Annotated in this window: 17 protein-coding genes; 10 read left to right on the top strand and 7 right to left on the bottom strand. The window is 72.3% G+C overall.

Features of this window, described 5'->3' with window-relative positions; all coding sequences use genetic code 11:
* Positions 1-38: 38 nt before the first annotated feature.
* Both N7L95_RS03380 and N7L95_RS03375 read left to right on the top strand, forming a co-directional pair.
* A complete protein-coding gene (locus N7L95_RS03380; protein ID WP_301258406.1) occupies positions 39-3,524 on the top strand; it encodes a CHASE domain-containing protein in 3,486 nt (1,161 codons plus the stop codon).
* Between the two features lie 40 nt (positions 3,525-3,564).
* Positions 3,565-4,086: an endonuclease V gene (locus N7L95_RS03375; RefSeq protein ID WP_301258405.1), complete on the top strand. Its 522-nt coding sequence runs from the start codon at positions 3,565-3,567 to the stop codon at positions 4,084-4,086.
* 25 nt (positions 4,087-4,111) lie between these two features.
* Here N7L95_RS03375 and xylA read toward each other — a convergent pair whose 3' ends face one another.
* From xylA to N7L95_RS03360, 3 genes are all read right to left on the bottom strand, one after another.
* A complete protein-coding gene (xylA, locus tag N7L95_RS03370; protein WP_301258404.1) occupies positions 4,112-5,428 on the bottom strand; it encodes a xylose isomerase in 1,317 nt (438 codons plus the stop codon).
* Positions 5,429-5,445: 17 nt separating this feature from the next.
* Positions 5,446-6,924 carry a xylulokinase gene (gene xylB, locus N7L95_RS03365; protein ID WP_301258403.1) on the bottom strand — a complete coding sequence of 493 codons (1,479 nt, stop codon included), beginning with the start codon at positions 6,922-6,924 and terminating at the stop codon, positions 5,446-5,448.
* A gap of 183 nt (positions 6,925-7,107) precedes the next feature.
* Positions 7,108-8,370: an ROK family transcriptional regulator gene (locus N7L95_RS03360; RefSeq protein ID WP_301258402.1), complete on the bottom strand. Its 1,263-nt coding sequence runs from the start codon at positions 8,368-8,370 to the stop codon at positions 7,108-7,110.
* Between the two features lie 397 nt (positions 8,371-8,767).
* Between N7L95_RS03360 and N7L95_RS03355 the strand changes: the two genes are divergently transcribed.
* The 6 genes from N7L95_RS03355 to N7L95_RS03330 all read left to right on the top strand — a co-directional run bounded on the left by N7L95_RS03355 (position 8,768) and on the right by N7L95_RS03330 (position 17,566).
* Positions 8,768-10,135, top strand: a complete 1,368-nt coding sequence (locus tag N7L95_RS03355; RefSeq protein ID WP_301258401.1) for an SWIM zinc finger family protein — start codon at positions 8,768-8,770, stop codon at positions 10,133-10,135.
* Complete coding sequence (locus N7L95_RS03350; RefSeq protein ID WP_301258400.1) at positions 10,132-11,703, top strand: DUF5691 domain-containing protein; 1,572 nt, start codon at positions 10,132-10,134, stop codon at positions 11,701-11,703. The genes N7L95_RS03355 and N7L95_RS03350 overlap by 4 nt, the downstream gene beginning before the upstream one ends.
* The gene (locus tag N7L95_RS03345) at positions 11,700-12,779 is read left to right on the top strand and encodes an ATP-binding protein (RefSeq protein ID WP_301258399.1); all 1,080 of its coding nucleotides are present in this window, start codon (positions 11,700-11,702) and stop codon (positions 12,777-12,779) included. The genes N7L95_RS03350 and N7L95_RS03345 overlap by 4 nt, the downstream gene beginning before the upstream one ends.
* 10 nt (positions 12,780-12,789) lie before the next feature.
* On the top strand, positions 12,790-15,249 hold the full coding sequence (locus N7L95_RS03340; RefSeq protein WP_301258398.1) for a DUF5682 family protein: 2,460 nt from the start codon (positions 12,790-12,792) through the stop codon (positions 15,247-15,249).
* A gap of 32 nt (positions 15,250-15,281) precedes the next feature.
* The gene (locus N7L95_RS03335; protein WP_301258397.1) at positions 15,282-16,580 is read left to right on the top strand and encodes a VWA domain-containing protein; all 1,299 of its coding nucleotides are present in this window, start codon (positions 15,282-15,284) and stop codon (positions 16,578-16,580) included.
* Between the two features lie 146 nt (positions 16,581-16,726).
* Positions 16,727-17,566 carry a metallophosphoesterase gene (locus N7L95_RS03330; protein ID WP_301258396.1) on the top strand — a complete coding sequence of 280 codons (840 nt, stop codon included), beginning with the start codon at positions 16,727-16,729 and terminating at the stop codon, positions 17,564-17,566.
* 346 nt (positions 17,567-17,912) lie between these two features.
* Here N7L95_RS03330 and N7L95_RS03325 read toward each other — a convergent pair whose 3' ends face one another.
* The 4 genes from N7L95_RS03325 to N7L95_RS03310 form a co-directional block, all read right to left on the bottom strand.
* Positions 17,913-18,284 (bottom strand): hypothetical protein, encoded by a 372-nt coding sequence (locus tag N7L95_RS03325; protein ID WP_301258395.1) that lies wholly within the window; start codon positions 18,282-18,284, stop codon positions 17,913-17,915.
* Positions 18,285-18,471: 187 nt separating this feature from the next.
* A complete protein-coding gene (locus N7L95_RS03320) occupies positions 18,472-19,911 on the bottom strand; it encodes an aldehyde dehydrogenase family protein (protein WP_301258394.1) in 1,440 nt (479 codons plus the stop codon).
* Between the two features lie 215 nt (positions 19,912-20,126).
* Positions 20,127-21,038, bottom strand: a complete 912-nt coding sequence (gene kdgD / locus N7L95_RS03315; RefSeq protein ID WP_301258393.1) for a 5-dehydro-4-deoxyglucarate dehydratase — start codon at positions 21,036-21,038, stop codon at positions 20,127-20,129.
* Positions 21,039-21,704: 666 nt separating this feature from the next.
* Positions 21,705-22,439: a FadR/GntR family transcriptional regulator gene (locus N7L95_RS03310; protein ID WP_301258392.1), complete on the bottom strand. Its 735-nt coding sequence runs from the start codon at positions 22,437-22,439 to the stop codon at positions 21,705-21,707.
* A 141-nt stretch (positions 22,440-22,580) separates the two neighbouring features.
* Here N7L95_RS03310 and N7L95_RS03305 point away from each other — a divergent pair, with 141 nt between their 5' ends.
* Entirely contained in the window at positions 22,581-23,405 is an 825-nt protein-coding gene (locus tag N7L95_RS03305) for an NAD-dependent epimerase/dehydratase family protein (protein WP_301258391.1), read from the top strand.
* Positions 23,402-24,283, top strand: a complete 882-nt coding sequence (locus N7L95_RS03300; RefSeq protein ID WP_435870084.1) for an SMP-30/gluconolactonase/LRE family protein — start codon at positions 23,402-23,404, stop codon at positions 24,281-24,283. The genes N7L95_RS03305 and N7L95_RS03300 overlap by 4 nt, the downstream gene beginning before the upstream one ends.
* Positions 24,284-24,294: the final 11 nt, after the last annotated feature.

Below are 24,294 nucleotides of genomic sequence, written 5' to 3'. Positions count from 1 at the left end.
GCTCGGGCGGTCGGGCGGGGCGAAAGCGGAGGTCACCGTTGAGCGCGCCGCGGCCCCGCCGGCCGTACGCGCTGGCCGTGCTGGTGGCCGGCCTCGCGATGGCGGGCACGGTCGGCTGGTGGCAGCGCGAGCAGAACCTGCACGTGGAGCGGGCCCGCTTCGACGCGCTGACGGGGCGCGCCGCCGAGCAGGTGCTCAACCGCATGCGGGGCTACGAGAAGGGCCTGCGAGGGGCCCGCGGCGCGGTCATCGCGGCCGGCAAGGAGGCGTTGACGCGCGAGCGTTTCCGTGAATACAGCGATTCGCGCGACCTGGACCGGGAATTTCCCGGCACCCGCGGCTTCGGCTTCATCCGCCGGGTGCCGGCCGCGCATGAGGCGGCCTTCCTGGCCGAGGCGCGACGCGACGGGGCGCCGCATTTCGCGATCCGCCAGCTGCAGACCCATGGCGGAGACCGCTACGTCATCCAGTACATCGAGCCGGTCGCATTGAACCAGGAGGCGGTGGGGCTGGACATTGCCTCCGAGCCGAACCGGCTGGCTGCTGCCGAAACCGCCACCCGCACCGGCCGGCCCACGCTGACCGCGCCCATCACGCTGGTGCAGGCCAGCGGCAAGCACCTGCGCTCCATGCTGCTGCTGCTGCCCATCTACCGGCAGGACCAGCTGCCGCCGAGCGTCAGCGCCCGCGAGGCCAGCGTGTTCGGCTGGGCCTACATGCCGCTGGTGATCGACGAGGCGCTGGCGGACTTCGACTATGCGGACGAGGAATTCGCCCTGGCGCTGTCCGACACCCAGGCCGGCGGTGCCGGGGAGCCCTTCTTCAGCTCACCCGGCTGGGCCGGCGCCCCGCCGGGCGCGCTGCGCCGGCAGCTGGCACTGCCGATGTACGGCCGCGAATGGCATCTGGACGTGCGGGCGCTGCCCGGTTTTCGCGAACGCCTGAACCTGCGCGATCCGGGTGCGCTGGCGGCCGGGCTGGCCGGCGCCGCGGTGCTGCTGGCCGGGCTGGTGCAGGTCTGGCTGCTTGCGGGGCAGCGGCAGCAGACGGTGCGGCTGCAGCAGTCCCGCATGGCAGCCATGGTGGACAGCTCGCACGATGCCATCGTGGGCGTCACGGTGGACGGCCGGGTGACCGACTGGAACGCCGCCGCCGAGCGCATCTTCGGCTACACCGCAGCCGAGGCGCTCGGCCGCAGCCTGCAGGAGCTGGTGGTGCCGCCGGACAGCCAGGCGCAGGCGGCCGAGGTGCTGGTGCGCGCTGCCCGCGGCGAAGAGGTGCCGCGCTTCGACGCGGTGCGCCGCCGCCGCGACGGCAGCCTGCTGGACGTGTCGGTCTCCATCTCGGCCATCCGCATGCCGGGGCTGGGCATCGTCGGGGTGGCCACCACCGTGCGCGACATCAGCCTGCACAAGGCGGCCGAAGCGAAGATCCTGCACCTCAACGCCACGCTGGAGCAGCAGGTGCAGCAGCGCACGGCCGAGGTTCGTGCGCTGGCCGCACGCGAGCGGGCCATCCTGCTGAGCGCGGCGAGCGCGGTCATTGCCTGCGACACCGAAGGCCGGGTGACCTTGTTCAACCCGGCGGCCGAAGCGATGCTGCGCTATCCGGCGCAGGAGGTGATCGGCCGGCTCTTCATCGAGCAGTTCCACGATCCGGTGGAACTGGATGCGCGCGCGGAGGCGCTGTCGGCCGGGCTGGGCCGGCCGGTGTCACGGCGTGAGGCACTGCTGGCGCGCGCCAGCCCGGGCACCAGTGACCGTGGCGAGTGGACCTACGTGCGGCGCGACGGCAGCCGGCTGCCCGTCCTGCTCAATGTGGCGGAGCTGCGCGACGATGCCGGCCATGTGCTGGGCAGCATCGCGATCGCGGCCGACCTGAGCGAGCGCAAGCGGCTGGAGCGCGAGCTGGTCGCCCTGAACGAGGCACTGACCGAGCGCAGCCGGCAGGCCGAGTCGGCCACGCGGGCCAAGAGCGCCTTCCTGGCCAACATGAGCCACGAGATCCGCACGCCGATGAATGCCATCATCGGCCTGACCCAGTTCCTGCTGCGCGACAGCCGCGACCCGGCGTTGCGCGAGCGGCTGCAGCTGGTGTCGGAGGCGTCGCACCACCTGCTGTCCATCATCAACAATGTGCTCGACCTGTCGAAGATCGAGGTGGGCAAGCTGGAGCTGGAGCAGGCCGACTTCGAGCTGGAAGAGGTGCTCACCCGGACCCTGGCCCTGGTGCGCGGCGCCGCACGCGAGAAGGGACTGGAGCTGGTGCTCGACCTCGACCACCTGCCGACCCGCCTGGTGGGCGATCCGACCCGCCTCGGCCAGGCCGTGCTCAACCTGCTTGGCAACGCGGTGAAGTTCACCCATGCCGGCTCGGTGACCCTGCGCGGCGTGTGCTGCGAGCAGGACGAGGCGCAGGTGTTGTTGCGCTTCGAGGTCCACGACACCGGCATCGGCATGGCGCCCGGCGTCATCGACAAGGTGTTCCACGCCTTCGAGCAGGGCGACAACTCCACCACCCGCCGCTACGGCGGCACCGGCCTGGGCCTCACCATCACCCGCGAGCTGGTGCAGCTCATGGGCGGCGAGACCGGCGCCTCCAGCCGGCAAGGAGAGGGCAGCACCTTCTGGTTCACCGCCCGCTTCCAGCGGGCAGCGGCGGAACAGGTCGGCGAGGCGCTGGCGCCGTCGCTGCAGGGCCGGCCCGTGCTCCTGCTGGAGCCGCTGCCGCCAGCGCGGGAGGCCTTGGCGTCGCTGCTGCGCCGCTTCGGCCTGCAGCCCGCCGCGGCGCACGAGGCCGCTGAGGTGCCGGCCCAGGCGCAGGCGGCGCGGGCGGCCGGCCGGCCCTATACGGTGGTGGTGCTGGCCGCCGAGCTGCCCCACGACGAGGATGCGGTGGCACTGGCCCGCCGGCTGCTGGCCGAGGCCGGCGACGCTGCAATGCGCTGCCTGCTGGTGACCCGCCGCAACGTCGCCGACCTGGCGCCGGGACTGGCCGGCGAGGAGCGCATCCGCGTGCTCGAGAAGCCGGTGGCGCCGGCGACGCTGCGCCTGCACCTGGAGGAGCTGCTGGGCGGCCGGCCGCGGGCCCAGGCCGGTGCGGGCAGTGAGGCGGCGAGCTTGGCGGCCGCCGAGCGCAACCGGCCTTTCGAGGGCACCCGGGTGCTGCTGGCCGAGGACCACCCGGTCAACCAGCTGGTGGCCATGGAGCAGCTCGGCAGCCTGGGCATGGCCATCGACCTGGCGGAAACCGGCGTCGAGGCGGTCGAGCAGGCCCGCTCGCGGCGCTACGATCTCATCCTGATGGACTTGCACATGCCGGAGATGGACGGCCTGAAGGCCGCCCGCGCCATCCGCGGCCTGCCCGAGCATGCCGCGACACCCATCCTGGCGATGACTGCCAGCGCCTTCGGTGAAGACCGCGATGCCTGCCTGGCGGCCGGCATGAACGACCACATCCCCAAGCCGGTCGAAACCGACGTGCTGGTGCGCACCCTGGGCCGCTGGCTGCGGCCGCTGCATTGAAGAAGAAGGGCCTGACCGGCCGCAGAGGAGGGAACCCCGCATGATGATGGCCGTCGACGTGGACTACCGCGAGCCGGGTGCCGTGGTGGCCGGCGTGAGCTTCGAGCACTGGGAGGACGCGGTGCCGCTGCACGAACACGTGGCGAGCTTGGCCGAGGTGGCGCCCTACGAGCCCGGCGCCTTCTACAAGCGCGAGCTGCCGTGCCTGCTGGCCCTGCTGAGGCAGGCCGGCGAGCTGCCGCAACTGCTGCTGGTGGACGGCTATGTGCACCTCGGCGCCGAGCAGCGCGACGGGCTGGGCATCCACCTGTGGCGCGCGCTGCACGGCCGGGTGCCGGTGATCGGCGTGGCCAAGACCGCCTTCGCCGGCACGCCGGCCGAGGCTGCGCTGCTGCGGGGCGACAGTGCCCGGCCGTTGTTCATTTCGGCCGCCGGTATCGCGCTGGCCGAGGCACGCGAGTGCGTGGCGCGCATGCACGGCCGCCATCGCTTGCCCACCCTGCTGAAGCGGGTCGACCGGCTTTGCCGCGAGGCCTCGGCAGCGCCGGCCTCGGCGGCCTGAGCCGGCCCCGGCTGCGGCGCCTGCCTCAGCAGAAGCGGTTCACCAGGTTCTCCAGCCATTCCTGGCGGCCCGACACCGGAGCTGCGTCGACATTGCGCTGCAGGGCGCGGTCGGCCACCTCGGCCAGGCCGAGCTGCCCGGCCAGCACCGCGCGGCCGAAGTCGTCCTGCCAGCCGGCATACCGCTGCGCCAGCTGGCCGGCAAGGCGGCCGTCCTCGATCATGCGCTCGGCCGCCAGCAAGGCGCGGGCGCACAGGTCCATCGCGCCAATGTGGGCCACGAAGAGATCGTCCCTTGCAATGGACTGCCGCCGCAGCCGGGCGTCGAAATTGAGCCCGCCGTGGGTGAAGCCGCCGCCCTGCAGCACGTGGTAGAGCGCCAGCGTGGTCTCGGGCAGGTGGTTGGGGAACTGGTCGGTGTCCCAGCCGCATTGCGGGTCGCCGCGGTTCATGTCCAGCGAGCCGAAGATGCCCAGCGCGATCGCGGTCGCAATCTCGTGCTCGAAGCCGTGGCCCGAGAGCGTGGCGTGGTTCGCCTCCAGGTTCACCTTGACCTCGTGCTCCAGCCCGTGCTGGCGCAAGAAGCCGTAGACGGTGGCGGTGTCGAAGTCGTACTGGTGCTTGGTGGGTTCGCGTGGCTTGGGCTCGACCAGGATGTGGCCCTTCAGGCCGATCTTGTGCTTGTGTTCCACCACCATCTGCAGGAAGCGGCCGTATTGGCGGGCCTCCTGCTTCAGGTCGGTGTTGAGCAGCGTCTCATAGCCTTCGCGGCCGCCCCACAGCACGTAGTTCTCGCCGCCCAGGCGGTGGGTCGCCTCCATGGCCTCGCGCACCTGCAGCGCCGCCAGCGCGAAGATCTCGGGGTCCGGGTTGGTGGCCGCGCCGGCCATGTAGCGGCGGTGGCTGAACAGGTTGGCGGTGCCCCACAGCGGGCGCAGCCCGGTGGCCTCCTGCTTCTCGCCAAGCCGGTCCACCATGCGGCGCAGGCGGTCCACGCTTTCCTTCGGCGTGGCGCCTTCGGGCGCAACGTCGCGGTCGTGGAAGCAGTAGTGGCGCACCCCGAGCTTGGCGAAGAACTCGAAGGCCACGTCGGCCTTCGCCTGCGCGGCCTGCATGGGATCGGCCAGGCGCTGCCAGGGCTGCTCGAAGGTGCCGTCGTAGCCAAAGGGATCGAAGCCGTTCCAGCAGAAGCTGTGCCAGTAGCACACCGCAAAGCGCAGCTGGTCTTCCATGCGCTTGCCCAGCACGAGGCGGTCCTTGTCGTACCACTTGAAAGCCAGCATGTCCTCCGCTTGCGGGCCAGCGTAGCGGATGGGGGGAATGGCGTCGAAATGCTCGGACATCGCAGCTCCTTGGAAGGTCAGCGGGGATACAGGTCCTGCACCCGCCGGTAGAGGGCCTGGAAGCGCCGGTGGCGCTCGGCCAGGGCGTCATGGCGCGCCGGGTCGGGGGCGTAGCGCTGCCGCACTGGCGGCGCGACGCACACCACCGCCTCCGGGCCGCCGTCGGCCAGCCAGGCCAGGCGGGCCGCGCCGAGCGCGCCGCCGGTCTCGCCGCCATCGAGCGTCTGGATCTCGACTTGCAGCACGTCGGCCAGCAGCTGTGCCCAGTAGGCACTGCGAGCGCCGCCGCCCACCAGGGCCAGGCGCTGTACCGCCGTGCCGGCGGCCTGCAAGGCCTGCAGGCCGTCGAGCAGCCCGAAGCTCACGCCTTCGAGCACGGCCTGGCCCAGGCGGGCCGCGTCGGTCTCGTGGTCCAGGCCGAAGAACAGGCCTTGCGCCTGTGCATCGTTGTGCGGGGTGCGCTCGCCGGACAGGTAGGGCAGGAAGATCGGCGCGCGCTGCGCGGCGGCCGGGCCCAGCGCGGCCACCCGCTGCAGCAGGGCCGCCTCGCTGTCCATGCCGGTGAGCCGGGTGACCCAGCGCAGGCAGCTGGCCGCCGACAGCATCACGCTCATCTGGTGCCAGCGGCCGGGCAGGGCATGGCAGAAGGCATGCACCGCCGAGGCGGGGTTGGGGCGGTAGCGGTCGGTCACGACGAACAGCACGCCGCTGGTGCCAAGCGAGACGAAGCCGTCGCCCGGCGCGACCGCGCCGATGCCGACCGCGCTGGCCGCGTTGTCGCCAGCGCCGCCTGCCACCAGCGTGCCCTCGGCCAGCCCCAGCGCCCGGGCTGCCGCCGCATGCAGCCGGCCGCCGGCAGCCGAGCCTTCCACCAGTTCGGGCATCTGCGACAGCGCCATGCCGGTGGCTTCCAGCAGCCGGGGCGACCAGGCGCGCCGGGCCACGTCCAGCCAGAGGGTGCCGGCGGCGTCGGACATGTCGCTGAGCTTGCGGCCGGTCAGGCACCACCGCAGGTAGTCCTTGGGCAGCAGCACGCTCGCCACGCGGCGGAACAGCTCCGGCTCGTGGCGTGCCACCCACATCAGCTTGGGCGCGGTGAAGCCAGGCATGGCCAGGTTGCCGGCGAGCGCCGGCAGCTCGGGCAGCCGCTGGTCCAGCTCGGCACACTCGGCAGCGCTGCGTGTGTCGTTCCACAGGATGGCCGGGCGCAGCACACGGTCCTGGTCGTCCAGCAAGGTGGCGCCATGCATCTGGCCGGACAGGCCGATGGCGCGCACCGAGGCCCAGGCCTGAGGCAGCTGCTGCCGCAAGGCCGCCGCCGCCTGCTGCGTTGCCTGCCACCAGGCCTGTGGCGACTGCTCGGACCAATGCGGCCGCGGGCGGTCCACCACCAGCGGCGCCCCGGCGCTGCCCAGCAGCCGGTGGTCCGTATCGAGCAGCACCAGCTTGACCTCCGAGGTGCCGAGGTCGATGCCGAGGTAGCTGGCGCCTGTCATGCGATGCCTCCGCGGTCCGACGGCGGCCGGTACGGCGAGGCGCCGGAGGGCTGGGCGAGCTGGGCTGCGGCCTTCATGCCGGCCGACCTTGCCGGCGCCGGGCGGCCGCTGCGGCCGGCCGGGTGGGGTGGGTTGTCATTGCGGGTCTCCATGGGAATGTGAGGTGGCGCGCCCGGCCGGCGCTCAGCGATCGGCCCGCAGGCCGGCATGGCCCTTCGGCTCGGACTCCAGTCCATGGCGTGACATGGAGGCCAGGATCTCGGCCGATTCGTCCAGCCGTTGCAGCACCAGCGAGGCGGCGCCTTGTGCCCACACCTCGTCGCCCTGCGGCAGGATGGCCAGGCGCACCCGGTCGCGGTGCGGCAGCGCCATCGCGTCGTGCATCGCCTCGTGCAGCGCGGTTTCGTAGAGGTCGCTCGCGCTGGTGCCGCCACCGCCCAGGATCACCGTCTGGGGCGACAGCAGGTTCACCACGTTGCCGATCCATTGGCCCAGCCAGCGTCCCTGGCGCTCGAAGATCTCGCGGGCCCGGGGATCGCCTGCGCGCGCCTGTGCCGCGAGCTGCCGGTACGCCTGCTCGATGTCGTCGCCGGGCCGGGCCGGGTCGGGCGGCGGCAGCAGCCCGGCGACCCGCGCCTGGCGCACCACGGCGTAGTGCGCGACATAGGCTTCCAGGCAGCCCGACTTGCCACACCGGCAGGGCTGGCCGTTGGGCACCACCTGCAGGTGTCCCAGCTCCGACGCGAGACCCGCATGGCCGCGATACAGCTCACCATTGACGATCAAGCCCAACCCCACGCCGTGCTCCAGCGTCACCACCGCTGCGTTGGCCACGCCGGCGGCCGGCCCAAACCACTGCTGCGCCAGTGCCAGCATGTTGGCGTCGTTCTCGATGAACACCGGCACCTTCAGCAGCTGCGACAGCGAGGCGCCCAGCCCTTCCACCGGGCGGCTGCCGGCGTCCAGCACCGGCGACCACCACAGCAGGTCAGCCAGCGAATCGACGAACCCCGGCAGTGCCACCCCGACGCCCGCCAGCCGGCCGGCGACCGGCGTCGGCGCGGCAGCCAGGCAGTGGTCAACGGCCGATGCGAGCTGCGCCATCAGCTCGGCCGGTGCCATCGGCGCGCGCAACCCGGTGGTGAAGGTGTGGCGCACCCCGCCGGCGAAATCGGCCAGCGCCATCGTCAACTGGTGCATCGAGGCTTTGACGCCGAGCACCCAGGCGAAGTCGGCATTGATGGCCAGCTCCCGCTCGCGCCGCCCGCCGAGGGAAGGGCGGGCCCCAACCTCCACCAGGGCGCCGTCTTCCAACAGCCGCCGGGTGAGGCCGGACACGGCACCCTGGCTGAGGCCGGTCGACTCGCAGATCTGTGCCCGCGAGATCGGCTCGCCTGCAAGGCGCACGGCGTGCAGCACCTGGTACAGGTGAAGTTGCGAGATCAACCGTGCCTGGAGCCGCGCCACCGAGTTCGCCCATGAAGTTTTTCGCCATTTTATTTTGACGAAATTTAATGCGAAGCAAGGGTATACCCGTGCGTCCACAACCCCTCGCATCGAGCGATGTTCCCTGCCTCCGGTGGGGATGAGGAGGGCGGCCGCAGAGGCCGGCACGCGGCCCCTGAGGGGCCCACCTCCGTTACACTGCCGCACTTCGAAAGCGGCGCCGCTGCTTGCCACCTGGCGGCGGACGGCGCAAGACACAAAAGAATGCCAGGAGGGACGCAATGCAGTCGCGCCATGCGTGGAGGCAGGCACCGCAGGGGAAGGCCCGTTCACCCCGCGAAGAAGCGGGCGCAAGAGCCGCTGGGCGGGACGATACCGGCCGGAAAGAAGCGCTCGCATGAGCTTCTTCAGCACCGAAGCCGTGCTCGCGCTCGCGCCGGACGACAGCTCCGCCAAGGCCGCCCGCGGCCTGACCTCGCCGGCCAAGTGGCCCACCCTCGGGCACAACGATCAGGCGGTGTGGGGGGAATGCCAGGGCAGTGGCAGCAAGCCCTACCAGACCCAGGTGGACCTTGCCGGCCCGGCGTTCCGCTGCTCCTGCCCCAGCCGCAAGTTCCCCTGCAAGCACGGCCTGGCGCTGATGCTGATGCGCGCCGACGATGCTGGCCGCTTCGCCACCGGCGAGCCGCCTGCCTGGGTGGCGGAATGGCTCGCGTCGCGACGTGACAAGGCCGAAAAGAAGGAACAGCGCGCAGCCCAGCGTGCAGACGCGCCTGAAACCGACGTGGCTGCCGCCCGTGAAGGCGTCCTGCAGCGCCAGGCGCGCCGCTGGCAGCGCATCGAGGCCGGCCTGACCGAACTGGAACGCTGGATGGGCGACCTGCTGCGTCAGGGGCTGGCCGCACTCGACGCCCAGGCCGGCACGGCCTGGCGCAGCGTTGGCGCCCGCCTGGTGGACGCCCAGGCACCCGCCCTGGCTGCCTGGCTGGAGGACACGGCCGCCCTGATTGGCAGCCGCCCGGACTGGCCGGCCCCGGTGCTGGCCCGGCTGGGCCGCTTGCAATTGCTGGTCGATGCGGTGCGCCGCCGTGACAGCCTGCCGCCCGCCGTGCAAGCCGACCTGCGGGCCACCTTGGGCTGGCCACTGGACCGCGACGAAGTGCTGGCCGGCGGCGAGCGGGTGGGCGACTGCTGGAGCGTGCTCGGCCAGGTGTGCGAGGAGCGCGATCAACGCTTGGCCGAGCGCCGCACCTGGCTGGCCGGGCAGCGCAGCGGCCGGCGCGCGCTGGTGCTGGAGTTCGCCCATGGCGGCCAGGGCTTCGAGACCGCCTGGCTGACGGGCAGCGGCGTCGAGGCGGAACTGTGCTTCTACCCGTCGGCACACCCGCTGCGGGCGCTGCTGGTCGCGCCGGCCGCGGTCGCGGCCCCGGACACTGCCTGGACAGAGGCCGAATGGGCGGCGCTGGCGCTGCCTGACGAGTGGCTGGCGCTGCGTGAGGCATTCGCACGCCATGCCTGGCTGCCGGTGGCGCCGCTGCTGTTGCGGACCGCGCAGCTGCAGCGGCGCGACGATGCTTGGCAGCTGCTGGCCGGCGGCCGTGCGCTGGCCCTGGCCCTCGACGAGGCGGACCTGTGGCAGTTGCTGGCCTGCAGCGGTGGCGCGCCCTTGCAGCTCGCCGGTGAGTGGGACGGGCAGCGCTTGCGGCCCTTCACCGCCTGGTGCGCCGAGGGTGTCTGGACGCTGGGCCAGGGAGGTGCCCGATGAAGGGCTTCAAGGCATTGCTGCCGGCCGCCCTGGTCGGTACCGACCGGTCCGGTGAGCTGGCCGGCGTTTTCGGCCAGGCTGCCGGCGGCGCTGTCGCCGCGCTGCTGGCCGAACTGCAGGCGCAGGACGGCGCGGCCGGCGAGGCCGGCGCGCTGCTGCTGCGCGCAGCCGGCGTGCTCGCGGTGTGCGAGCGGGCCGGCTTCGAGCCCCCGGCGGCACCCGACAGCCCGCTGGCGCAGCCGGCTGCGCCCGAGACCCGGCCGGCGCTGCGCCTGCCAGCTTGGCAGGGCTGGTTGCGGCGCGTGCTTGGCGATGCGCCGCGCCCGCTGCAGCACCAGGCCTTGCGCACTCTCGCAGAACGCGGCTGGCGCCTGCCCGCGCCGCTGTTGCCGGCGGCCCTCGAGCTTGCGGCCGGCGATGTCGCGCTGCGGCCAGCCGTCACCGGCGTGCTGGGCGAGCATGGGCTGTGGCTGGCGGCGCAGCGGCCGCGCTGGCGGGCCGCCATCGCGGCCCCCGCCGTCGCCAGCCTGGAAGATTGGGAACACGGGCCACTCGCCGCCCGGGCCGGCTGGCTGCGCCATGAGCGCCTGAGCGACGCGGCCGCTGCCCGCGACCGCCTGGTGCAGGCGCTGCCCGAGCTGGGCGCGCGCGAACGTGCCGAACTGGTGGCCGGCCTGGCCAGTGGGCTGTCGATGGACGACGAGCACCTCCTGGAGTCGCTGCTCAAGGACCGTGCCGGGGACGTGCGCCGGATCGCCGGCAGCCTGCTGCAGGCCTTGCCCGCGAGCCGCCAGGCCGCCTGGCTGGGGGACCAGCTGGCCGCGTTGTTGCAGCGCGACCCGGCTGCCGGCTGGCGGCTGGAGGCGCCCGCGCAGGCACCGGCCGAGGCCAAGGCCCACCTGGTCGAGGCAGTGCGGCCCAAGCATGAATCACTGGGGGAGCGGGCCTGGTGGCTGTACCAATTGGTGCGGCTGACACCGCTGCCCTGGTGGACCGCCCACACCGGCCTGGCGCCGGCCGAACTGCTGGCCTGGGCGGGGCAGGGCGACTGGCAGGCCGCGCTGCTGCGCGGCTGGCGCGATGCGGTGCTTGCCACGGCCGAAGCCGCGCCTCAGGCGGACTGGGCGCTGGCCCTCCTGCAGCACTGGCCGGCCCACCTGCTCGGCTCGGACCGCTCCGGCGTGCAGGCCCTGCTGCCGGTGGCGCAGCGCGAGTGGCTGTGGCGCGTCCGGCTCGCCGAAGGCAAGGGCGCGCTCAGCGACCTCGTCAGCGAGATCCTCGGCGCCTGTGCGCTGCACGACCGCCTCAGCCCCGATTTCGCCGCCCCGCTGGCCGACGCACTGGCCCGGCAACTGGCCGAGGACCAGCTCGGCTGGGGCAGCTTCTGGCGCCAGTCGGCACCGGCGCTGTGCGCGCTGCTGCCCGACGCGGCGTTGCCCCGGCTGGCCGGCCTGCCACGGCACGACGGGCAGCTGCCGCAACTGCAAGACACCCTGGCGCAGCTCGATGTCGTCATCGGGCTGCGCCAAGCCCTCACCACCCTTCCGAACGCAAGCGCAACCCCATGAGCACCTTTCTGCGACTCCACGCCGAACAGCAGTACGCCGAGGAACTGGACGAACTGCGGCGGGCCGACAGCCGGCCGCGGCCGGCCAACTGGCAGTTGTCGCCCTGGGCAGTGGTGACCTACCTGCTGGGCGGCCGCCTGGACAACGGCTACACCGTGAGCGCCAAGTACATCGGCAGCCGCCGGCTGATCGAGATTGCGGTGGCCACGCTGGCCACCGACCGCGGCCTGCTGCTGTTCGGCGTGCCGGGCACCGCGAAGTCGTGGGTGTCCGAGCACCTGGCGGCTGCGGTCTGCGGCCAGTCCACCCTGCTGATCCAGGGCACCGCCGGCACCAGCGAGGAACAGCTGCGCTATGGCTGGAACTACGCCCAGCTGCTGGCCCACGGCCCATCGGAAAACGCGCTGGTGCCCAGCCCGCTGATGCAGGCAATGAAGCGCGGCCAGATCGCCCGCATCGAGGAGCTCACGCGCATCCCGGCCGACGTGCAGGACACCCTGATCACTGTGCTGTCCGAGAAGACACTGCCCATTCCCGAGCTGGGCAGCGAGGTGCAGGCCAGCCGCGGCTTCAGCGTGATCGCCACCGCCAACAACCGCGACAAGGGCGTCAACGAGCTGTCCAGTGCACTCAAGCGCCGCTTCAACACGGTGGTGTTGCCGGTGCCGTCCAGCGAGGAAGAGGAGGTGGCCATCGTCGTCAAGCGGGTGGCCGAAATGGGTCGCGCGCTGGAGCTGCCGGCCGAGCCGCCGGCGCTCAAGGAAGTGAAGCGGGTGGTGCAGATCTTCCGCGAGTTGCGCAACGGCCAGACGGAGGACGGCAAGACCCGCCTCAAGTCGCCCAGCGGCACGCTGTCGACCGCGGAGGCGATCTCGGTCATCAACAACGGCATGGCGCTGGCCGGCCACTTCGGCGACGGCGTGATGGGCTCGCAGGACATTGCGTCCGGCCTGATCGGCGCGGTCATCAAGGACCCGGTGCAGGACGCGGTGGTCTGGAACGAGTACCTGGAAACCGTGGTGAAGGAGCGGGCCGACTGGAAGGACCTCTACCGCGCCTGCCGCGAGCGGCTCTGAGCGGCTGTCCATGACGACCCCTGCCGACACCCCGCAGGTGCGCCTGTACGGCATCCGCCACCATGGGCCGGGTTGCGCCCGCAGCCTGCTGCAGGCGCTGCAGGACTGGCAGCCCGACTGCGTGCTGATCGAAGGCCCGCCGGAAGCCGACGAGCTGCTGCCCTTCGCGCTGGACGCGGCGATGGCGCCGCCGGTGGCCTTGCTCGCCTACTGCCCGGACGAGCCGCGGCGTGCGGTGTTCTACCCGTTCGCCGAGTTCTCGCCGGAGTGGCAGGCGCTGACTTGGGGCGTGCACCATGCGGTGCCGACCCGCTTCATCGACCTGCCACGGGCCCATGCGCTCGCGCAGGAGAAGGCCGCCGAGGAGGCGGCAGCAGCGGCGCTGGCCGGCGCATTGCCCGATGATGATTTGCCGCCCGCAGTGCAGGGCGACGGCGGCAGCACCGGCGAGCCAGCCAAGACGCAGGCCGAGACGCAGACCGAGGCTGGCGCACCGACCACCGGCCATGACGTGACACCGCCCGCCGACGAGGCCGATGCCGCCCCGCGCAGCGCGGCGGGCGACGATGACGCCCGCCCGGCCGATCCCCTCGACTGGCTTGCCCAGGCCAGCGGCCATGCCGACGGCGAAGCCTGGTGGAACCACCTGGTGGAGGAGCGCGCCGACGCCACCGACCTGTTTGCCGCCATCGCCGAGGCGATGACCGAAGTGCGCAACGAATGGGAGCGCCGGGCACCGGCGCGCCCGCTGTCGCCGCGCGCCGAGGCGCGCCGCCTGCACGAGGCGCAGCGCGAGGCCCACATGCGCCAGTGCATTCGCGCTGCCCGCAAGGAGGGCCACCGCCGCATCGCCGTGGTGTGCGGCGCCTGGCACGTGCCGGCGCTTGCCGCCGAGCCGCCAGCCAAGGCCGACCAGGCCTTGCTGAAGGGCTTGCCCAAGCTCAAGGTGCAGTGCACCTGGGTGCCGTGGACACATCGCCACCTGAGCCTGGCCAGCGGCTACGGGGCCGGCGTGCAGGCGCCCGGCTGGTACGGCTTCCTGTGGGGGCACGACCATCCGCAGGTGCCGCGCTCGGTCGGCTGGCTGTCACGGGTGGCGCGGTTGCTGCGCGAGCGCGACCTCGATTGCTCCAGCGCCCACGTCATCGAAGCCGCCCGCCTGGCCGATGCGCTGGCTGCCCTGCGCGACCGGCCCGCGCCCGGCCTGGAGGAATTGAACGAGGCCACCCGCAGCGTGGTCTGCATGGGCGAGGACGGGCCGCTGCGCCTGATCGAAGACGCGCTGACCATTGGCGACCGCCTCGGCAGCGTGCCCGAGGGCGTGCCCGGCGTGCCGCTGCAGCGTGACCTGGAGCAGGCCCAGAAGCGGCTGCGCCTGAAGCCCGAAGCGACGCAGCGCACGCTCGACCTCGACCTGCGCGAGCCCAACGACCTGGCCCGCAGCCACCTGCTGCACCGCCTGCGGCTGCTCGACATCGGCTGGGGCGAACCGGTTCGCGGCGGGCGCGGCTCGCGCGGCAGCTTCCGCGAATCCTGGCGGCTGCAGTGGCAGCCGGACCTGGCGGTGTCGCTGATCTCCGCCAGCCGCTGGGGGGCCACCATCGAGCAGGCCAGCAGCGCCTGCGTGCTGGACCGCGCCGCCCGCGCGCAAGGCCTGGACACGCTGGCCGAACTGGTCGACGAGGTCTTGCTGGCCGAGCTGGCCGCGGCGGTGCCGGGCGTCACCCGCGCGCTGGAAGACCGCGCCGCCGTCACCGGCGACACCTTGCAGCTGCTGCGCGCCATGCCGCCGCTGGCCCAGGTGTTCCGCTACGGCAGCGTGCGCAACATCGACACGCGGCTGGTCGCCCAGATGCTCGACAGCCTGCTGGTGCGCGCCGCCATCGGCCTGCCGCTCGCCTGCGCGGCCCTCGACGAGGAAGCCGCCCACGGCCTGCGCGCCTCGCTGCTGGAGGCCCATGCCGCCGTGGGCCTGCGCGACGCCGAGGTGCAAACCACCGCCTGGCAGGATGCGCTGGCCCGGCTGGCGGACGCCGCCGGCAGCGCCGCACTGCTGCGCGGCCTGGCCACCCGGCTGTTGCTGGACGACGGCGTGTGGGACATCGAGGCCGCCGGGACCCGGCTGCACCTGAGCCTGTCTTCGGCCAGCGACCCGGCCGAGGCCGCCGCGTGGCTGGAGGGTTTCCTCAACCGAAATGCGCTGGTGTTGCTGCACGACAGCCGGCTGTGGGCGCTGGTCGATGCCTGGCTGGCCGGCCTGCATCGCGAGCACTTCGAGCGGGTGCTGCCACTGGTGCGTCGCACCTTTGCCGATTTCAGCGCCACCGAGCGCCGCTCGCTCGGCGAGCGGGCCCGCCAGCCGGTGCCCGACGCCGGCATGGCCGACAGCGGCACCGCGCCAGCCTTCGACCTGCAGCAGGCCGAGCGCGCCTTGCCCTTGCTGCGCCAGCTGCTGGGCTTGCCGGCATGACCACCGCAGGAGGCCCGCCGCCGGGCGACCCGATGACTTCGACTCCCGTATCACCCGACCGCAGCCCCCCTGCAGGCGACGACGCGGCCGGCCCGCAAGACCGGGCTCCGGCCGCGGTGGCCGCTGACGAGCCTGCCGGCGCAGCCGCCGCCCCGCCGTCCCCGGAGGCCGAGCGCCTGCAGCGCTGGCGCCTGGTGCTGGGCAGCGAGGCGCAGCCCAGCTGCGGCGCTCTGCAAGGCCGCATCGCCGAGATGGACCGCGCCTTGGCCGCCCTCTACGAGCCGAACGGCCCGCAAGGACTGGGCGGCGACCGGCGCGGTGGCCGCGGCGGCTCCGCACCGCAGGTGGCGCGCTGGCTGGGCGACATCCGGCAGTACTTCCCGTCCTCGGTGGTGCAGGTGATGCAGCGCGACGCGCTGCAGCGCTTGCAGCTCACCGAGATGCTCACGCAGCCGGAGATGCTGGAGGCGGTGCAGCCCGACGTGCACCTGGTGGCCAGCCTGATCTCGCTGGCCAGCGTGATTCCGGCCGGCACCCGCGAGACGGCACGCGCCGTGGTGCGGCGGGTGGTGGACGAGCTGATGAAGCGGCTCGAGGAGCCGCTGCGCGCAGCCGTCACCGGCGCGCTGGACCGCAGCCAGCGCAACCGGCGTCCCCGCCATGCCGAGATCGACTGGCATCGCACCATCCGAGCCAACCTGCGCCACTGGCAGCCGGAGCTGCGCACGCTGGTGCCCGAGACGCTGATCGGCTACGGCCGCAAGGCGCGGCGGCCGCAGCGCGAGGTGATCCTGTGCATCGACCAGAGCGGCTCGATGGCGGCCAGCGTGGTCTATTCGAGCATCTTCGGCGCGGTGCTGGCCTCGTTGCCGGCGGTGGCGACGCGGCTGGTGGTGTTCGACACCGCGGTGGTCGACCTGACCGAGCAGCTGCACGACCCGGTGGACCTGCTGTTCGGCGTGCAACTGGGTGGCGGCACCGACATCGAAGGCGCGGTGGCCTATTGCCAGAGCCAGATCCGCGATCCGCGCAACACCATCCTGGTGCTGATCTCCGACCTCTACGAAGGCGGCGTCGAGGCCAAGCTGCTGCGCCGGGCGGCCGAGCTGGTGGAGTCCGGGGTGCAGGTGGTGACGCTGCTGGCCCTCAGCGACGAAGGCGCGCCGGCCTTCGACCGCGACCTGGCGGCCAAGCTGGCGGCCCTGGGCGTGCCCTCGTTCGCCTGCACGCCGGACGCCTTCCCGGGCCTGATGGCCGCCGCCATCAGGCGCGAGGACGTGTCCGCCTGGGCCGCTGGCCAGGGCCTGGTCACCAGCCGGGCAGGGCGCTGAGGCGCGTGCGCCACATGGCGGGCGGCCGCGACGCCGGCCCGCCTGCTGCCGCCCCGACGCCGCCCGCAGTCCCAGGCAGGGCGGGCGGCGGAGCGCCCGGGGGGCACCCGGCCGCCAGCACGCGCTGCCGATAGACTGGCAGCGACATGCGCATTCAGATCCTTTCCGACCTTCATCTCGAAAACCAGCCCGGCTTCGTCGCCCAGGCGGTGCCCGGTGCCGATGTGCTGGTGCTGGCCGGCGACATCGGCTCCTACCAGGCCGGCTCGCGGCTGGCAGAGGACGACTTCGGCCTGGGCCGTTTCTCGCCGCGGCGCGGTGCCCCCTGGCCCACCGTGCTCTACGTGCCGGGCAACCATGAATACGATGGCCTTGAATTCGACGCCACCCACCGCCGCTTGCGCGATTGCTGTGAAGCGCTGGGCATCGTCTGGCTGGAGCGACAGGTGCACACCCTGGGGCCGGTGCGCTTCATCGGCACCACGCTGTGGAGCGATTTCGACGCCCTGGCCTCGGCCGGGACGGGGCCCGGCGACCTGGCGCACACCCTGCGCCAGCGCGGCAAGGCCTTCCGGGCGGCCAACTACTACCTGTCGAAATACTCGGCCCTGCGTGACGGCCGGCCGATGCTCGCCGAGGACCTGCGCGAGCTGGCGCTCGAATGCCAGGCCTGGCTGCGCCACGCACTGGCCGAGCCCTTCGATGGCCGCACCGTGGTCGTCACGCATTTCGCGCCCAGTCTGCGCAGCGCCGATCCGCGCTATGGCCTGGTGCCGGGCACGGCCGGCTTCTGCAATGCGCTGGACGAGCTGTTGCAGCACGCCGAGCTGTGGATCCACGGCCATGTGCACTGCGCGCTCGACTACCTGGTGGCGCGGCCCGCAGCCACCGGTCCTTGCCGGGTGCTGGCCAATCCGCTCGGCTATGCGCACAAGGGGGAGCAAGCGACCTTCCGGAGCGACTTCAGCGTGCTGCTGGCCGACTGAGGGGGCAGCCGGCACCCAGCGACATCCTGGGCGCTGCGGTCCTCGGGGCCGCTGTACATTCGCGCCTGTACATCCGCGCCTGTACGTCCGGCCTGTACGTCCACGCCGGGGCGGCCCGGCCACTGCCGCGGCCAGGTGCGGCCGGGTGCGCCCTTGCTCGTGCGCCGTGCTGACAGCCGGGCGCCATCACCCTGGTTGCCCCCGAGTCGCCCGCTGGTGAGCCTGGCCAGGAGGCGGCCGTGCCACAGCCGGCCATCGTGCTCGACGCAGCGCCCGAGCGGCAGCCGCGCCATCAGCGGTCCCGCTGGCGCCCGCCGTTCGCGCCTTCCGCACCGAGCCGTCCGGCTCAGTCTTCCTCGGCTTCGATGATCAGCTCACGGCGTTCGGCATGGCGCACAGCGGTCTTGGCGGTGATGCGCAAGGGCTGGCCGCTCGGCACGGTGCGGCGGAAGCGGTAGTCGAGCGAATCGGTGCTGCCGGGGTTCTCGGTGGCGAGCTGGCGTGACCATTCCAGGGCGCCGTCCACATCGATGCGCAAGCTGTGCCAGGCGTCGTCTTCGGGGCCGCCGCGGCGGGCCACCACAAAACGGCAGGCAATCTCGAAACGGCGGTCGCGCTGGGCATCGGCCGGGATGACGAGGGTCGCAACGTCGCGCGATCCCGCATCGACGGACCAGTGTTCGCGGGCGAGCTGGGCGGGAGCAGGGCGGTCTTTCATCGGCGGTGTCGGGCCGGGCGGCGCGCGGCCCCCGGTGAAGTTGTTGACGCGCAGGGCAGCCGCCGGCTGGCGGCGCACCTGTCGGGCGTCATCCTCGCACAACTGGGCGTGGCGGACCGCCGCCGGCTGCCCCCACCGGGCGCCGGTCCGCCGGCCGGTGTGCCGCCGCCCCTGTGCCGCGGCTGGCTCAGGCCAGCGTGTAGGCGGTCTTCACCGTGGTATAGAACTCGGCCGCATGGCGGCCCTGCTCGCGGGGCCCGTAGCTGGAGCCCTTGCGGCCACCGAAGGGCACGTGGTAGTCCACGCCCGCGGTCGGCAGGTTGACCATCACCATGCCGGCCTGGGCATGGCGCTTGAAGTGCGTGGCATGCTTGAGCGAGGTGGTCGCGATGCCGGCGGACAGGCCGAAGCTGGTGTCGTTGGCCACGGCCAGCGCTTCGTCGTAGTCGCGCACGCGGATCACGCCGGCCACCGGGCCGAAGACCTCTTCCCGGTTGAGCGTCATGCGGGACGTCGTCTCGGTGAACAGCGCCGGCGCCAGGTAGTGGCCTTCGGTCTCGCCGTGCAGGCGCTGCCCGCCCCAGGCCAGCGCGGCGCCTTCGTTCAAGCCGAGCTCGATGTAGCGCAGGTCCTGGTCCAGCTGGCTGGCCGAGACCACCGGACCGATGTCGGTCCCCGTGGCCAGGGCATGGCCCACCCTGAGCTGGCGCATGCGCTCCACCATGGCTGCCACGAAACGATCGTGGATGCCTTCGGTGACGATCAGCCGGCTGGCCGCAGTGCAGCGCTGCCCGGTGGAGAAGAAGGCGCTCTGCACGCACAGCTCCACGGCGGTACCGAGGTCCGCATCGTCGAGCACCACCTGCGGATTCTTGCCGCCCATCTCCAGCTGCACCTTGGCACCCCGGGCAACGCAGGCGGCCGCCACCTGCCGGCCGACGGCCGCCGAGCCGGTGAAGCTCACCGCATCGATCCCCGGATGGTCGACGATGGCCTGGCCAACTTCCCGGCCGCGGCCCATCACCAGGTTGAAGGTGCCGGCCGGCAAGCCGGCACGGGCGATGATCTCGGCCAGCGCCCAGGCCGAGCCCGGCACCAGGTCGGCCGGCTTGAACACCACGCAGTTGCCCCAGGCAAGCGCCGGTGCGATCTTCCAGGCCGGAATGGCGATCGGGAAATTCCAAGGGGTGATGAGCCCGACCACGCCCACCGGCTCCCGGGTGATCTCCACCCCGATGCCCGGCCGCACCGAAGGCAGCAGCTCGCCGCCGCTGCGCAGGCACTCGCCGGCGAAGAACTTGAAGATGTTGCCGGCCCGCGCCACCTCGCCGATGGCCTCCGGCAGGGTCTTGCCTTCCTCGCGGGCCAGCAGGGTGCCCAGCTCTTCGCGGCGCGCCAGCAGCTCGCGGCCGATACCGTCGAGCGCATCGGCCCGCTGCTGGATGCCACTGCCGCTCCAGGCCGGCAGCGCACGGCGCGCGGCGTGCACGGCCTGGGCCACGTCGTCGGTGCTGCCGCTGGCATACAGGCCGACGGTGTCGGCCAGGTCCGAGGGGTTGAGGTTGGCCGCGAAGTGCTCGCTGCCCACCCATTCACCGCCGATGTAGTTGAGGTGTTCCCTGCTCATGTCCGTCCTTGGGTCTGAAGGATGAATCGGCCCCGCGGGGCATCGTGGCGAACGCCAGCCAGGCAGGGCTCGCCGGGCGATACAGCGGGCCGGCGGGGGCGCAGCGGGCGGCGGCCAGGCGGCCGCCATCCGCTTCCTGCCCGCCTGCCCGAACCGGGTGCTGCTTCGCCATCCGGGTCCTGCCGTGCTGCCGCACGCCTTGCGAGCGCCGCAGCTTACTGCGGGCCCAGTTGGTCGATCAATGCGGCGAGTTGCTGGCGTTCCTCGGCCTTGAGGTCGGTCAGGGGCGGCCGCACCGGGCCAGCCGGGTGGCCCACCAGGTTGGCGCCCGCCTTGACGATGCCCACCGCATAGCCGGCGCAGCGGTTGCGGATGGCCAGGTAGGGCAGGAAGAAGGATTGCAGCAGCCGGCTCTGGGTGGCCCGGTCGTCATTGGCCACCGCCCGGTAGAAGTCCATCGCCGTGCGCGGAACGAAGTTGAACACCGCCGACGAATACACCGGCACGCCCAGCGCCTTGTAGGCGGCGGCATAGACCTCGGCCGTCGGCAGCCCGCCCAGGTAGGTGAAGCGCTCGCCCAGGCGCTCGCGGATGGACACCATCAGCTCGATGTCACCGATGCCGTCCTTGAAGCCGATCAGGTTGGGGCAGCGCCCGGCCAGCGCCTCGAGCTGGGCCGGGCCCAGCCGGCACACCGCGCGGTTGTAGACCACCACCCCGATGTCGACCGACCGGCAGACCGCTTCGACATGGGCCATCACGCCCTCCGGCGGCGCCTCGGTGAGGTAGTGCGGCAGCAGCAGCACGCCGTGCGCGCCCAGGCGCTGCGCTTCCTGCGCATAGGCGATGGCCTGCCGGGTCGGGCCGCCCGCGCCGGCCACGATGGGCACCTTGCCGCGGCAGGTCTGCACCGCGGTGCGGATCACGGCCGTGTACTCCTGTGGCACCAGCGAAAAAAACTCGCCGGTGCCGCCCGCCGCGAACAGCGCAGTGGCGCCGTAGGGCGCCAGCCACTCCAGCCGCCGGGCATAGGCCGCCGCAGCGAAGTCGCCCTGGGCATCGAAATCGGTCAGCGGAAAGGACAGGAGGCCGGACGAGAGAAGCTGCTGGAGTTCGTGGGGCGACATGAACAAGAGTCCTGGTGGAAGGAAGGCGCCAGAAGGCGGACGACCCGCTGCCAAGCGCGAGCCGGCGTTATGTTGTCAGTCATCGTACAACTAAGCAGGCGCCGCCACAAGCTGGGAGCATCGCGGTGCGCATCGCCGGGCGCTTGCGGCCAGGGCCGGCCACTGCTGCACCCGGCCGCCTCACCAGGCGCTTTACCGGCGTGCAGGAGGCGCCTCGTCCCATGGCTCGATCTCAAGGAGAAGCGCGCGGGCGGGGCAGCGCGGTCACGCGCGGCGTGGTGTCACGCGGCGCGAGGCCGAAGCAGAACGCGGCCGGGAAGGCTGGCGCGGCGAGGGCAGGACGGGCAGCAGGGCAGGCCGGCGACCTCGTGCCGCCAGCCTGGGAGGTCGGTGCGCGGTCGGCTTCCGGCGGGGTAGCGCCTGGTCTCCCGCGCTTCAAAGAAGGCGCATGCCCGGCGGTGCGTCTGCCGCTCGGCAACCGCCCCCGTTCCGTCGCGCTCTACATGCCGGCTTTCCTCCCCGGAACCCGCCAACTCGCCAACTCGCCAACTCGCCAACTCGCCAACTCGCCAACTCGCTAACTCGCCAACTCGCTAACTCGCTAACTCGCTAACTCGCTAACTCGCTAACTCGTCGGCCAGCCGGGACCCCTCACCAGGGCCGCCTTCAAGCCCCCAGGCTGGCCGGCTGGGCCCGGCGCAGCCGGTCGCGGCTGTTCGACAGGTGGGTGCGCATCGCCGCGCGGGCCGATTCCGGGTCGCCATCGGCAATCGCGTTGTAGATGTTCTCGTGCTCCGCGTTGACCCGCCTCAGGTACTCGCGCCGGTCGGTGTGGGCGGCCCGTGCGGTGTTGACCCGGGCCCGCGGAATCAGCGTGGTGCCGACATAACCCATCAGGTCCGCGAAGTGCGGGTTTTGGGTGGCCCGGGCGATCTCCAGGTGGAAGGCGAAGTCGTGCGCCACACTGTCGCCGTCCTGCTCCACCGCGGCAGAAAAGGCGGCGAGCGACTCGCGCATCACCGTCAGGTTCTCGTCATTGCGCCGCAGCGCGGCCAATGCAGCCGCCTCGGTCTCCAGGCTGATGCGCAACTCCAGCACCGCAATGACGTCGCGCACCGTCGCCAGCTGCTCGGGATCGATGCGAAACGCCGGCGCGTCCACCAGGCCCACCACAAAGGTGCCCACGCCGTGCCGCGTGCGCACCAGGCCGGCCGCCTGCAGCTTCGAAATGGCCTCGCGCACCACGGTGCGGCTGACACCGAACTCGCGCATGATCTCGGCCTCGGTGGGCAGCTTGTCGTCGGCCTGCAGGCGGCCCTCGCGAATGCGCTGGCTGAGTGCGTCGACCAGGCCGATGGCCAGGGTGCGGGGACGGCGCACCGTGTCGGGCGGGATGTTCATGGTGGACTCGGGCAAACCCTGAAGGCTTGTTGTTGACACTGCCGTCTGCCTGCACGACGATACCGTGCCTTGTACGACAACTGACGACAGCACATCGTCAGTCGGACTGTAGCAAACCTCCCGCTTGCTTCGCACCCTGTCATGCCACCCGCCCATCCGACCTCCTTGCGTTTTTCCCGCCTGCTGCTGACCGGTGCCGCCGGGGGCCTGGGCCAAGTGCTGCGGCCCCGGCTCAAGGCCTACTGCGACCGCCTGCGGGTCAGCGACATCGCGGCGCTCGGCGAGCCCGCCGCCGGCGAGGAAGTGCAGCAGGTGCGGCTGGAAGACCCGGCCGCCGTGCACGAGATGCTGGCCGGCGTCGACGCGGTCGTGCACCTGGGCGGCTATTCGGTGGAGGGGCCGTTCGAGCCCATCCTGCAGGCCAACATCGTCGGCCTGTACCACCTCTACGAGGCGGCGCGCCGGCATGGCGTGCGGCGTGTCGTCTATGCCAGCTCCAACCACGTGACGGGCTACTACCGGCAGGACGAAGTCATCGACACCCGCGCCTTGCCGCGTCCCGACGGCCTGTACGGCGTCAGCAAGGCCTTCGGCGAAAACCTGGCCAGCTTCTACTTCGACCGCTACGGCATCGAGACCGCCTGCCTGCGCATCGGCTCGTCCACGCCGCGGCCGCTGGACCGGCGCATGCTCGCCACCTGGCTCAGCCATGACGACCTGGAGCGGCTGGTGGTGTCCTGCCTGACGGCGCCGGTGGTGGGCCACAGCATCATCTACGGCGTGTCCGACAACGGCACCCGCTGGTGGGACAACCGCCATGCTGCGCACCTGGGCTATGTGCCGCGCGACAGCGCCGACGCCTGGCGTGCCGAGGTGGAGGCGCGCCAGCCGGTGCTCGACCTGCAGGACCCGGCGGTGCGCCACCAGGGAGGCGTGTTCCTGCACGCCGGCCCTTTCGGGGACTGAGCGTGGACGTCTTGTGCGACCGGCGTGATGCAGTGGGCGAAAGCCCGCTGTGGTCGCCCGACGAGCAGGCCCTGTACTGGGTCGACATCGAGGCACCCGGCCTGTCGCGACTCGACTGGTCGAGCCGCCGGCTCGAGCACTGGCGCTGCCCGGAGCGCATCGCTTGCATCGCGTTGCATGCCGGCGGCGGCCTGGTGGCCGGCATGGAAAGCGGCATCTTCCACCTGCATCCGCGGCCGCACGGCGTGCTGGAGCATCGGCGCCTGGCCAGCGTCGCGCATGCCGCAGCCGACATGCGCTTCAATGACGGCCGCTGCGACCGGGCCGGCCGCTTCTGGGCCGGCACCATGGTGCGCGACATGGCGCTGGCCCGGCCGGCCGGCGTGCTGCACCGCTTCGATGCCGATGGCCTGAGCGCGCCGCTGGTGGACGGCCTCATCACCCCCAATGGCCTGGCCTTCAGCCCCGACGGACGGCGCATGTACTTGTCCGACTCCCATCCGCAGGTGCGCCGAGTCTGGGCTTTCGACCTCGACGAGCAGGGCCGGCCCGGCGGGCGGCGCGAGTTCATCGACATGAACCGCCACCCCGGCCGGCCCGACGGCGCCGCGGTGGACACCGACGGTGGCTACTGGATCTGCGCGAACGACGCCGGCCAGGTGCACCGCTTCACGCCGGACGGCCGGCTTGACCGCTCGCTCAGCGTGCCGGTCAGCAAGCCCGCCATGTGCGCCTTCGGCGGCCCCGCGCTCGACCTGCTCTTCATCACCACGATACGACCGGCCGTGCCGCCGCCGGGGCAGGCTGCCCTGGCCGGCGCGGTGTTCGTCACCCGCCCCGGCGCACAGGGCATCGCCGAGGTTGCGTTCCGCGGCTGACCCGAGGCACG

Source organism: Eleftheria terrae (genome assembly GCF_030419005.1).
GTDB classification, from domain to species: Bacteria; Pseudomonadota; Gammaproteobacteria; order Burkholderiales; family Burkholderiaceae_C; genus Caldimonas; species Caldimonas terrae.
The sequence above is the reverse complement of the archived record's forward strand: the minus strand, read 5'-3'. Positions and strand labels throughout refer to the sequence as shown.

Coding starts and splice junctions, on each gene's coding strand:
- N7L95_RS03375 (WP_301258405.1), top strand. CDS start 3,565: ATGATGATGGCCGTCGACGTGGACTACCGCGAGCCGGGTGCCGTGGTG.
- xylA (WP_301258404.1), bottom strand. CDS start 5,428: ATGTCCGAGCATTTCGACGCCATTCCCCCCATCCGCTACGCTGGCCCG.
- xylB (WP_301258403.1), bottom strand. CDS start 6,924: ATGACAGGCGCCAGCTACCTCGGCATCGACCTCGGCACCTCGGAGGTC.
- N7L95_RS03355 (WP_301258401.1), top strand. CDS start 8,768: ATGAGCTTCTTCAGCACCGAAGCCGTGCTCGCGCTCGCGCCGGACGAC.
- N7L95_RS03350 (WP_301258400.1), top strand. CDS start 10,132: ATGAAGGGCTTCAAGGCATTGCTGCCGGCCGCCCTGGTCGGTACCGAC.
- N7L95_RS03345 (WP_301258399.1), top strand. CDS start 11,700: ATGAGCACCTTTCTGCGACTCCACGCCGAACAGCAGTACGCCGAGGAA.
- N7L95_RS03340 (WP_301258398.1), top strand. CDS start 12,790: ATGACGACCCCTGCCGACACCCCGCAGGTGCGCCTGTACGGCATCCGC.
- N7L95_RS03335 (WP_301258397.1), top strand. CDS start 15,282: ATGACTTCGACTCCCGTATCACCCGACCGCAGCCCCCCTGCAGGCGAC.
- N7L95_RS03330 (WP_301258396.1), top strand. CDS start 16,727: ATGCGCATTCAGATCCTTTCCGACCTTCATCTCGAAAACCAGCCCGGC.
- N7L95_RS03325 (WP_301258395.1), bottom strand. CDS start 18,284: ATGAAAGACCGCCCTGCTCCCGCCCAGCTCGCCCGCGAACACTGGTCC.
- N7L95_RS03320 (WP_301258394.1), bottom strand. CDS start 19,911: ATGAGCAGGGAACACCTCAACTACATCGGCGGTGAATGGGTGGGCAGC.
- kdgD (WP_301258393.1), bottom strand. CDS start 21,038: ATGTCGCCCCACGAACTCCAGCAGCTTCTCTCGTCCGGCCTCCTGTCC.
- N7L95_RS03310 (WP_301258392.1), bottom strand. CDS start 22,439: ATGAACATCCCGCCCGACACGGTGCGCCGTCCCCGCACCCTGGCCATC.
- N7L95_RS03305 (WP_301258391.1), top strand. CDS start 22,581: ATGCCACCCGCCCATCCGACCTCCTTGCGTTTTTCCCGCCTGCTGCTG.